Here is a 10,242-nt window from a genome sequence, read left to right on the forward strand (position 1 = left end):
GGTGGCCGCCGCCGCATGGGTGCTGGCGTGACGGCGCCCGCGGTGCGGGTCCGTGGCCTGCGCTACGCCTATCCCGACGGGCACGTGGCCCTGGCCGGCATCGACCTCGACGTCGCCCCCGGCGAGCGCGTGGCCCTGCTCGGGCCCAACGGGGCGGGCAAGACGACGCTGATGCTGCACCTCAACGGCGTCCTCACGGCACTGCAGGGGACCGTGCAGATCAGCGGAATGACGTTGTCCCGCAAGACTCTTCGTGACATTCGGCGCAAGGTCGGGCTGGTCTTCCAGGATCCCGACGACCAGCTGTTCATGCCGACCCTGGCCCAGGACGTGGCCTTCGGCCCGGCCAACTTCGGTGTCCGCGGAGCGGAACTGGAGTCCCGCGTCGCCCGCGCTCTCGAGGTGGTGTCGATGTCCGACCTGGCCGAGCGCAGCCCCGCCCACATGTCCGGGGGGCAGCGGCGACGGGCCGCGCTGGCCACCGTGCTGGCCTGTGAACCCGAGGTCCTGGTGCTCGACGAACCGTCGGCCAACCTGGACCCGGTGGCCCGCCGCGAACTGGCCGAGACGCTGTCCGGCCTCGACGCCACCATGCTGATCGTCACCCACGACCTGCCCTACGCCGCACAGCTGTGCCGGCGTGCGATCGTGATGGACCACGGCGAGATCGTCGCCGACGGGGACATCGACGCCGTGCTGGCCGACGCCGAACTGCTTGCCGCGCACCGCCTCGAGCTGCCCTGGGGGTTCGTCGTCGGGTCACGCTGACACCGGCTGCGCGGCGCCGACCGGCGCGGCGGGCAGCCGGATGCGGAATGCCGTGACCCCCGAGTCGGACGTGGCGACGATCGTGCCGCCGTGCGACTCGACGATCGAGGACACGATCGCCAGACCCAGCCCGAAACTGCCGGCCTGGCGCGACCGTGACCTGTCGGCGCGCACGAACCGCTCGAACAGGTGCGGCAGCAGCTGCGCGTCGATCCCCGGACCGTCGTCGGCGACTGTCAGCTCGACGTACCCGCCCGCGGCCGACACCGTGACGGTGACCGTGGTGCCCGCGGGCGTGTGCACCCGCGCATTGGCCAGCAGGTTGGCCAGCATCTGGTGCAGCTGGGCCCGGTCGCCGAGCACGTTCACCGCATCGTCGGGCGCGTCATCCTCGGGCACGTCGGGGACCGAGATGCGCCAGTGGTGCTCGGGTGCGCACACCGCCGCGTCGTTGACGGCGTCGACGACCAGATCGGCGAGGTCGACGTCGGCGGTCTGGCGGTCCTGCCCCTCGTCGAGGCGGGCCAGCAACAGCAGATCGGCCACCAGCGCGTGCATCCGCTGCGCCTCGGCCTCGATGCGGGCCAGGGAGTACTCGGTGGTCTCCGGCAGCACCGAGCTGTCCTGGCGGGTCAGCTCGGCGTAACCGAGGATGGCCGCCAGCGGAGTGCGCAGTTCGTGGCTGGCGTCGGTGATGAACTGACGCATCCGCCGGTCGGATGCGGCGACGTCGGCCAGCGCCTGCTCGACGTGGTCGAGCAGCCGGTTGAGGGTGTCGCCGACCGACCCGACCTCGGTGCGGGGATCGGTGTCACCGGTCGGCACGCGCGGGGTGATCGCATAATTGTCCCGGTCCAGCGGCAGGCCCGCGACCTCCGATGCGGTCGCGGCGACGCGGCGCAGCGGGCGCAGCGCGAACCGGACGATCGCGACGGTGCTCAACGCGGTGACCAGTAGGGCGATCGCGGTGATCGCGGACACGATCGCGGTCTCACGCACCATCACATCCCACGCCGGGGCCCGCGACGCGCCGGTGACCAGGATCTCGTCACCGTCGCCGGGCAGCCCGACCATGCGGTACCAGCCCAGACCGGGCAGCTCGACCGTGCGGGGATGCGGGTCCGACCACGACATTGCGGCGATCCGCTCGACCGCTGCCGGCGGCGCGTCCTGCGCATCCCCGTCCCCGAAGTAGGCCGAGTCCACCACCCGCCCGTTCTGGATCAGGGCGACGACGTTGCCGGGCGCCTGCCCGATCAGGTGCGTCAGCGGCTTCATCGCCCCGGGCGCGGGCATCTGACCGCCGGGTCCCGGTGTGCTGCGGTACTTGGCCACCGAGCTGAGGGTGCCGTCGGCCGCCGCGGACAACTGGGTGTCGATGATGCCGAGCACCGATGAGCGCATCGTCAGTACAGTCAACGCTCCGACCGAGACCAGCGCGACCATCACGACCACCGATACGCCGACGACGAGTTGGCGCAACAGGGTCCAGCTCTGCCAGATCCGCGTCATCGCGCGGGCCGCAGCATGTAGCCGACGCCGCGGACGGTGTGAATCATCGGGTCCCGGCCCGCGTCGATCTTCTTCCGCAGGTACGACACGTAGAGGTCGACGATGCTGGTCCTTCCGCCGAAGTCGTAATCCCACACCTGTCTCAGAATGTCATTGCGGGTCAACGCTTTCCGCTGATGTCGCATCAGCAGCCGCAACAGCTCGAACTCGGTGGAGGTCAGCGCGACCGGCTCGCCGGCGCGGGTCACCTCGCGGCTGGCGACCTCGAGCGTGAGATCTCCGACCGACAGCGACTCGTCGTCGGCAGGGGTGAGGTAGGCCGACCGGCGCAGCAGGCCGCGCAGCCGCGCGACGAGCTCCTCCAGGGAGAACGGCTTGGTCATGTAGTCGTCGCCACCGGCGGTCAGGCCGGTCACCCGGTCGGCGACGGAGTCACGCGCGGTCAGGAACAGCGTCGGCGTGTAGTCGCCGGACTGCCGCAGCGCCGCCAGCACGCCGAGCCCGTCCATGTCGGGCAGCATGATGTCCAGCACCATCAGGTCGGGGGTGTTGGCGCGATACCTGGCGACCGCCTCCGCGGCGTCGTGGGCCACGTCGATCTCCCACCCCTCGTACCGCAGCGCCATCTTGACCAGATTGGTCAGCGCACGCTCGTCGTCGACGAGCAGGACGCGGATCGGGGACCCGTCCGCGCGGTACATCCGGGGCAGCTTGCCCAGGATCGCGCGACGCGGGCCCTGGTCCTCCACGGGCGCAGACGTCACCCCCTCATTGTGGCCGCCGGGCACGCGCACGTCACCACCCTCATAGAGATCTCATATGTCGATGCGCCTGCGGCGTTCACATGATCTCCAAATGTTTGTGGTTCCTATGCGAACCGTTCAGATCCCTGGATCGTCCATACAGTGGGATCAACGGTCACAGAATGGATTTGGAGGTTCAACGATGGCGCCCACGTCAGAAGACACTGTCCTGGAACGGTTCGAGCGCGACGTGCTGCCGCTGCTCGATCAGCTCTACCGCGCCGCGCGCAGGCACACCGGCAGCACCGCCGACGCCGAGGATCTGGTCCAGGAGACGATGATCAGGGCGTACCGCGGATTCCACCGCTTCGAGGACGGCACGAACGTCCGCGCCTGGTTGCTGCGGATCATGACCAACACATGGATCACCTCCTACCGCAAGGCCCAGTGCCGGCCGGAAGAGGTTCTCTCCGAAGGGATCACCGACGCGCAGCTGGCCGGGCAGGGCCGCCACAGCGGCACCGGACTGCCGTCGGCCGAGCTCGCCGCACTGGAAGCGATGGGCGACGACGAGGTCAGGGACGCCCTCGCACGGCTGCGCGAAGATCAGCGGCTGGTGGTGTACTACGCCGACGTGGAAGGTCTGCGGTACCGCGAGATCGCGTTCATCCTCGACATTCCGCTCGGCACCGTGATGTCGCGTCTGCACCGCGGCCGGCGCGCCCTGCGCACACTTCTGTTCGACGTCGCCACCGACCGCGGCTACCTGCGCGGCGCCCGGGCCGCATAGCCGATTTCTCAGTGCCCGCTTCAGTGCCCGCTTCAGTGCCGCTTCAGTGGCGCTTGGACGGTGGCCACGGCGGTTCCCCGCACAGCGCCAGCAGCGCGTTCTCGACCACCTCGGGAAGTGCCGGGTGGATCCAGTACTGACCCCGCGCCATGTCCTGCGCGGGCAGGTCGAACGCCATCGCCTGCACCAGCGGCTGGATGATCGACGACGCCTGATGGCCCATGATGTGCGCGCCGAGCAGCAGCCCGGTGTCGTCGTCGACGATCAGCTTGGCGAACCCGGTGGAATCCTCCATCGCCCAGCCGTAGGCCACGTCGCCGTAGTCCTGCACCTTGGACCGGATGCGGTAACCCGCTGCGCGCGCCTGGTTCTCGGTCAGTCCGACCGACGCGATCTGGGGTTCGGTGAACACCGCCGAGGGCACGTGGCGGTGGTTGGCCGGCATCAGGGCTTCGGTGTCGTCCCAGTCCTGCAGCAGGTTGTGCTTGACCACCCGGGCCTCGTGGTTGGCCACGTGCTTGAGCTGATACGGCGAGCTGACGTCGCCGAGCGCGAACACATTTCGGGCTGTGGTGCGCTGGAATTCGTCGACCACGACCCGCCCGTCGGCGACCTCGACACCGGCCAGGTGCGCGTCGAGCTGGTCACCGTTGGGAATGCGGCCGGTGGCCACCAGCAGCGCGTCGGCGTGCACGATCGAGTCGTCGTCGAGGACCAGCGCCACGCCTGAGTCGTCGGGGTCGCTCGACTGGCTGGCCACAATGTTGCGCTTGCTGCGGATCTCCCACTTCTTGCCCGCGATGTCGGTGAACCGCTCGCAGATGGTGTCGTCACAGTGGCTCAGCATGGACGTCCCGCGCAGCACGATCGTCACCCGCGAGCCCAGCGCGGAGAACACGTGCGCGAACTCGGCCGCCACGAACCCGCCGCCGACAATGGCCAGGTGCTCGGGCAGCTCCGAGATCCGCATGATCGTGTCGCTGGTGTGGTACCTGACGCCGCAGTCGGCGATCGCCGGCGGCACCGTGGCGCGCGCGCCGGCGGCGATCACCACCTGCTCGGCGGTGAACTCGTCGCCGTCGTCGGTGCGCAGCCGGTACGCGCCGCCGGGTTCGCGGCCGGCGAACCGGGTGTGGCTGGCGAAGACCTCGACGTTCGGCGACGACCGCCGATAGTGCTCGCCGCCGCTGGCCAGCGGATCGATGCGGCCGAACACCCGGGACACGATGTCGGTCCACCGCACGCCGTCGATGTGGCCGTCCACGCCGAACCGGCCCGACTCCCGGATCTGGTCGGCCACCCCGGCGGCGTAGACGAACATCTTCGTGGGGATGCAGCCGACATTGAGGCAGGTGCCGCCGAAGAGGCCCTTCTCGCAGATGGCCACCCGCTTGTCGACGTAGCGCTCGTCGAGGATCGAGTTCCCGGAGCCGGTGCCGATGATCGCGATGTCGAAGTCAGCCATGGCCTCCGCTTTCGTTCTGTGGGGTGGGAGATTGCGAGGTCTCGGCCAGATACCAGTCCAGCCAGCGATCCAGTTCGGCGTAGGCCGCCCGGCGCGGCCCGGGCAGCGACAGAAACACGTCGTGCTTGGCGTCGGCGATCGGCACGATCGTCGTCCGGTTGCCGATGCAGCCCGCCCAGCGGGCGATCTGGGTGACATCGAGCACCGCGTCCCCGCGCTGGATCCGTTCCGGATCGGCGACCTCGCGCACGCTGTGGTCCGAACGCAGGATCAGGTTCGGCACACCGACGTCGAGGCCCCGGTGCAGCCTGGTCTGTGCCCGCCGGATCGCGTGGATCCAGCCCGCGGTCACCGGGAACCCGCCGACCGGCTTCCACTGCAGGTTGTAGTCGAAGTCGCCGAAGTAGTCCCGGTGCAGCGTCGCGCCGTAACCGCTCTGGCCCGGGGGACGCACCACCGAGTGCTTGCGCAGCCGGCGCATGGCCCTCAGCGCCGCCGACGCCGGCGGCGTGCGCAGGATCGCGGGCCCGTGCAGGTCCAGCCACGGGCTGTTGAGCACCAGCCCCGAGAGGTGTCGATGCAGGTCCGGCCGCCGCGTGCGCAGCCGGTGCAACCACCACGAGACCACCAGACCGCCCGCCGAATGCCCGTACATCAGCACCCGCACCGGGCCCGAAGCGGCGACCACGTCGAGCGCAGCGTCGAGCTCCGCGTCGTAGTGCCTCAGGTCGGTGGTGAAGTGCGGGGTCTGGCCCGGCCGGTGTGATCGGCCGCATTTGTGCAGATCGATGGCATAGAAGTCGAAGCCGCGGGCGGCGAAGTGGTCGGCGAGCTCGGTGTGGAAGAAGTAGTCGGTGAAACCGTGCACCACAAGCACGGCGTGCCGGGCCGACGGCTCCGCCTGCCCGCGGCGCACCAGCGTCGCCACGAGCTCGCCCTCCCCGTCCGGATCGGGTCCCAGTGCGAAGCAGCGCTGCAGATATCCGGGCAGCACGTCGGGCTCCCATCCAGACACGTTCGCCACCCTAGTGCTCTCCGCAGTGGTCGGCGGGTTGGCGCCGGCCCCGGCGGGATAACCTGAACACCGGTAAGCCGTGTTGCAACGGGCAGCGACCACGAAGGACCATCGAGAAGGTGTCAGAACCACAGAAGACAGACGTCCTGCTGGTCGGAGCCGGCATCATGAGCGCCACCCTGAGCGTGTTGCTGCGCCTGGTGGAACCCAACTGGTCGATGACGTTGGTCGAGCGCCTCGACGGTGCGGCGGCCGAGAGCAGCGATCCGTGGAACAACGCGGGCACCGGCCACTCCGCGCTGTGTGAGCTCAACTACACCCCGGCCCGGCCCGACGGCTCGATCGACATCGCCAAGGCCGTCAACGTCAACGAGCAGTTCCAGGTGTCGCGCCAGTTCTGGACCTACGCCGTCGAGAACGGTGTGCTGCCCGACGTGCGCAGCTTCCTCAACCCGATCCCGCACGTCAGCTTCGTCAGCGGCGCCGACAACGTGCAGTACCTGCGCAAGCGCTACAACGCGCTGGTCACCAACCCGCTGTTCGCCACCATGGAGTTCATCGACGACCCCGACGAGTTCGCGCGCAGGCTGCCGCTGATGGCCGACGGCCGCGACCTGCGCGAGCCGCTCGGCCTGAACTGGACCCAGGACGGCACCGACGTCGACTTCGGCGCGCTGTCGCGGCAGCTCCTCGGCTTCAGCGCCCAGCAGGGGATGGACACCCTGTTCGGCCACCAGGTGACCAACCTCAGCCAGAACTCCGACAGCACGTGGACGGTCAAGGTGGTCAACCGCCGGACCGGCCAGAAGCGCACGATCAACGCCAAGTTCGTGTTCGTCGGCGCCGGCGGCGGAGCGCTGCCGCTGCTGCAGAAGGCCGGCATCAAGGAAGCCAAGGGCTTCGGTGGTTTCCCGGTCGGCGGGCAGTGGCTGCGCACCGGCAATCCGGAGCTGACGGCCAGGCACCAGGCCAAGGTCTACGGGCTGCCACCGCTGGGGGCCCCGCCGATGTCGGTGCCGCACCTGGACACCCGCGTGATCAACGACAAGTCCTGGCTGCTGTTCGGACCGTTCGCCGGCTGGTCGCCGAAGTTCCTCAAGCAGGGCAAGGTCACCGATCTGCCGTTCTCGGTCAAACCCGACAACCTGGTCTCGATGCTCGGGGTGGGCCTGACCGAGATGGGACTCTTGAAGTACCTGATCGGCCAACTGCTGCTCAGCGAGTCGGCCCGGGTGGAGAATCTGCGCGACTTCGCCCCCAGCGCAAAGGACTCCGACTGGGAGCTCGACATCGCCGGACAGCGCGTGCAGGTCATCCGCAAGGCCAAGGGCAAGGGCGGGGTGCTGGAGTTCGGCACCACGGTGCTCGCCGCGGCCGACGGCAGCATCGCAGGCCTGCTCGGCGCCTCGCCGGGGGCATCGACCGCGGTGCCCGCGATGTTCGACGTGATGAAGCGCTGCTTCGCCGACCGGTACCCGGCCTGGGAGCCCAGGTTCAAGGAGATCGTGCCGTCGCTGGGTGTCCAGTTGTCCGACGAGCCCGCGCTTTTCGAGCAGATCTGGTCGCACGGCACCAAGGTGCTCAAGCTGGACAAGCCCGCAGGCGGCGTGCCGGACACCACCGGGGACGTCTCCACCGCGGGCACCGAGCATTCGCCGACCACCGCGGCGACCGTTTGAGCAGGGACCGGATGGCGGTCGCGTTGCGGCGTAGTTGGGCCAAGGACCTGGACGCCGCGACCCTCTACGAGCTGCTCAAGCTGCGCGTCGAGGTGTTCGTCGTCGAACAGGCCACCCCGTACCCCGAGCTCGACGGCCGCGATCTGCTGGCCGAGACGCGCCACTTCTGGCTGGAAAACCCTGAAGGAGAAGTCATTTCGACCTTGCGGTTGATGGAGGAGCATCCCGGCGGACAGAAGGCGTTCCGGATCGGGCGGGTGTGCACCAAACGCGGCCACCGCGGCCACGGGCACACCGCCCGCCTGCTGCAGGCCGCGCTTGCCGAGGTGGGCGACTACCCGTGCCGCATCGACGCGCAGACCTACCTCGAGGAGATGTACGGCAGGCACGGATTCGTGCGTGCCGGTGACGAGTTCCTCGACGACGGCATCCCGCACGTGCCGATGGTGAAGCCGTGAGCTCGTCGGTCGGATCGCCGCTGACCTATCCGTTCAGCGCCGTCGTCGGACACGATCGGCTTCGCCTGGCATTGATGTTGTGTGCGGTGCGGCCCGACATCGGCGGAGTGCTGATCCGCGGCGAGAAGGGCACCGCGAAGTCGACGGCCGTGCGTGGGTTGGCGCAGGTGCTGTCCGCGGCGCACAAGGTCTCCGGTGAGCCCGGCGGGCACTTGGTGGAACTGCCGATCGGCGCCACCGAGGACCGCGTGGTCGGCTCGCTGGATCTGCAGAAGGTGCTGCGCGACGGCGAGCACGCGTTCTCGCCGGGTCTGCTGGCCCGGGCCCACCGCGGCGTGCTCTACGTCGACGAGGTCAACCTGCTGCACGATCATCTGGTCGACGTGCTGCTCGACGCGGCCGCGATGGGACGGGTGCACATCGAGCGAGACGGTGTGTCGCACAGCCACGACGCGCGGTTCGTGCTCGTCGGCACGATGAACCCCGAAGAAGGCGAGCTGCGGCCACAGCTTCTCGACCGGTTCGGGCTCACCGTCGACGTGGTGGCCTCCCGCGACGTCGACGTGCGCGCCGAGGTCATCCGCGCCCGGCTGGCCTACGAGGCAGACCCTGCGGGGTTCGCCGCACGGTACGCCGACCAGGACGCCGAACTGGCCGCCCGGATAGCGGCCGCGCGGGCGCTGGTCGCCGATGTCGTGTTGCCCGACAACGAATTACGGCGCATCGCCGCGCTGTGCGCGGCGTTCGACGTCGACGGGATGCGCGCCGACCTGGTGGTGGCCCGCACCGCTGTCGCGCACGCGGCGTGGCGTGCGTGCGCCACTGGGGCGAGCGCAGCGACGGGTGATGTGACTGGGGCGAGCGCAGCGACGGGTGATGTGACTGGGGCGAGCGCAGCGACGGGTGAGATCACCGTCGGCGAAGAGGACATCCGGATCGCCGCCGAACTCGCGCTGCCGCACCGGCGGCGCCGCGATCCGTTCGACGATCCCGGCCTGGATCAGGATCGCCTCGACGAGGCGATGGAACAGGCCGCCGGTGAATCCGCCGAGGGTGAGCCCGAACCGGACCCGGACCCGGATCCGCCCGGCGGCGGTGGCGGCGCGCCCGAGAATGGACCGCAGTCGTCCTCGGACGGGCAACCGCAGCAACGGAATTCGCCGCCGCCGACCGGGCAGAGCGCGGCACCGTCGGATCCGTTCAAGACCAGGGCGCTCGTCGTCCCCGGCGTCGGGGAGGGCGCGCCCGGCCGCCGGTCGCGGGCCCGCAACCGCACCGGCACCGTGGTGTCGGCGACCGCGGAACGCGAGTCCGGGCAAGGGATGCACGTGTTCGCCACTCTGCTCGCCGCCGCGGGCCGTCAGACCGGCCGCGGCGCGGTGCGGCCCGGTCCCGACGACGTCCGGCGCGCCGTCCGCGAGGGTCGCGAGGGCAACCTGGTGATCTTCGTCGTGGACGCGTCGGGATCCATGGCGGCCCGGGACCGGATGTCGGCGGTGGGTGGGGCGACGCTGTCGCTGCTGCGCGACGCCTACCAGCGCCGGGACAAGGTCGCGGTCATCACCTTCCGCGGGCAGGACGCCCGGGTGCTGCTGCCGCCGACGTCGTCGGTCTACATCGCCAGCCGCAGGCTCGCACAGTTCGACACCGGTGGGAAAACGCCGCTGGCGCAAGGACTTCTTGCCGCGCGCGACATGGTGGTCCGGGAACGGGCCCGCGACCGCGCACGTCGCAGCCTGGTCGTCGTGCTGACCGACGGGCGCGCCACCGGCGGGCCGGACCCGCTCGGCCGGACGCGCACCGCGGCGGCCC

9 protein-coding genes are annotated in these 10,242 nt (G+C 69.9%); 5 read left to right on the top strand and 4 right to left on the bottom strand.

All coding sequences use genetic code 11. The features are described from left to right. The first annotated feature begins 15 nt into the window (after window positions 1-15). The gene (locus MVA01S_RS26325) at window positions 16-768 is read left to right on the top strand and encodes an energy-coupling factor ABC transporter ATP-binding protein (protein WP_003933196.1); all 753 of its coding nucleotides are present in this window, start codon (window positions 16-18) and stop codon (window positions 766-768) included. On the opposite strand, the gene MVA01S_RS26330 is transcribed toward MVA01S_RS26325, so the two are convergent. Beyond that, entirely contained in the window at window positions 760-2,280 is a 1,521-nt protein-coding gene (locus MVA01S_RS26330; RefSeq protein WP_003933195.1) for a sensor histidine kinase, read from the bottom strand. The two genes, MVA01S_RS26325 and MVA01S_RS26330, sit on opposite strands and share 9 nt — an antisense overlap. Beyond that, window positions 2,277-2,981 (bottom strand): response regulator transcription factor, encoded by a 705-nt coding sequence (locus tag MVA01S_RS26335; RefSeq protein ID WP_051015383.1) that lies wholly within the window; start codon window positions 2,979-2,981, stop codon window positions 2,277-2,279. The genes MVA01S_RS26330 and MVA01S_RS26335 overlap by 4 nt, the downstream gene beginning before the upstream one ends. A gap of 244 nt (window positions 2,982-3,225) precedes the next feature. On the opposite strand from MVA01S_RS26335, the gene MVA01S_RS26340 reads away from it, so the two are divergent. Next, window positions 3,226-3,813 (top strand): sigma-70 family RNA polymerase sigma factor, encoded by a 588-nt coding sequence (locus MVA01S_RS26340; RefSeq protein WP_003933193.1) that lies wholly within the window; start codon window positions 3,226-3,228, stop codon window positions 3,811-3,813. 43 nt (window positions 3,814-3,856) lie between these two features. Here the strand turns inward: MVA01S_RS26340 and mtr are convergent, their stop codons facing one another. Both mtr and MVA01S_RS26350 read right to left on the bottom strand, forming a co-directional pair. After that, entirely contained in the window at window positions 3,857-5,278 is a 1,422-nt protein-coding gene (gene mtr / locus MVA01S_RS26345; RefSeq protein WP_003933192.1) for a mycothione reductase, read from the bottom strand. Continuing rightward, a complete protein-coding gene (locus tag MVA01S_RS26350; RefSeq protein WP_040542975.1) occupies window positions 5,271-6,293 on the bottom strand; it encodes an alpha/beta hydrolase in 1,023 nt (340 codons plus the stop codon). The genes mtr and MVA01S_RS26350 overlap by 8 nt, the downstream gene beginning before the upstream one ends. Window positions 6,294-6,412: 119 nt before the next feature. Between MVA01S_RS26350 and mqo the strand changes: the two genes are divergently transcribed. The 3 genes from mqo to MVA01S_RS26365 all read left to right on the top strand — a co-directional run. Further along, complete coding sequence (gene mqo / locus MVA01S_RS26355) at window positions 6,413-7,972, top strand: malate dehydrogenase (quinone) (protein WP_003933190.1); 1,560 nt, start codon at window positions 6,413-6,415, stop codon at window positions 7,970-7,972. 11 nt (window positions 7,973-7,983) lie between these two features. Further along, window positions 7,984-8,430: a GNAT family N-acetyltransferase gene (locus MVA01S_RS26360; protein ID WP_003933189.1), complete on the top strand. Its 447-nt coding sequence runs from the start codon at window positions 7,984-7,986 to the stop codon at window positions 8,428-8,430. A 74-nt stretch (window positions 8,431-8,504) separates the two neighbouring features. Then, a partial coding sequence (locus tag MVA01S_RS26365) for a VWA domain-containing protein (protein ID WP_110899844.1) occupies window positions 8,505-10,242 on the top strand: 1,738 nt, incomplete at its 3' end.

The sequence above is a fragment of the Mycolicibacterium vaccae NBRC 14118 = CIP 105934 genome, from assembly GCF_001552715.1.
In the GTDB taxonomy this organism is placed as follows: domain Bacteria; phylum Actinomycetota; class Actinomycetes; order Mycobacteriales; family Mycobacteriaceae; genus Mycobacterium; species Mycobacterium vaccae.

Bases quoted from the DNA above. Each gene is read 5' to 3' on its own strand.
- MVA01S_RS26335 (WP_051015383.1), bottom strand. From the start codon at position 2,981: ATGTACCGCGCGGACGGGTCCCCGATCCGCGTCCTGCTCGTCGACGAC.
- MVA01S_RS26330 (WP_003933195.1), bottom strand. From the start codon at position 2,280: ATGACGCGGATCTGGCAGAGCTGGACCCTGTTGCGCCAACTCGTCGTC.
- MVA01S_RS26340 (WP_003933193.1), top strand. From the start codon at position 3,226: ATGGCGCCCACGTCAGAAGACACTGTCCTGGAACGGTTCGAGCGCGAC.
- MVA01S_RS26360 (WP_003933189.1), top strand. From the start codon at position 7,984: ATGGCGGTCGCGTTGCGGCGTAGTTGGGCCAAGGACCTGGACGCCGCG.
- mtr (WP_003933192.1), bottom strand. From the start codon at position 5,278: ATGGCTGACTTCGACATCGCGATCATCGGCACCGGCTCCGGGAACTCG.
- MVA01S_RS26325 (WP_003933196.1), top strand. From the start codon at position 16: ATGGGTGCTGGCGTGACGGCGCCCGCGGTGCGGGTCCGTGGCCTGCGC.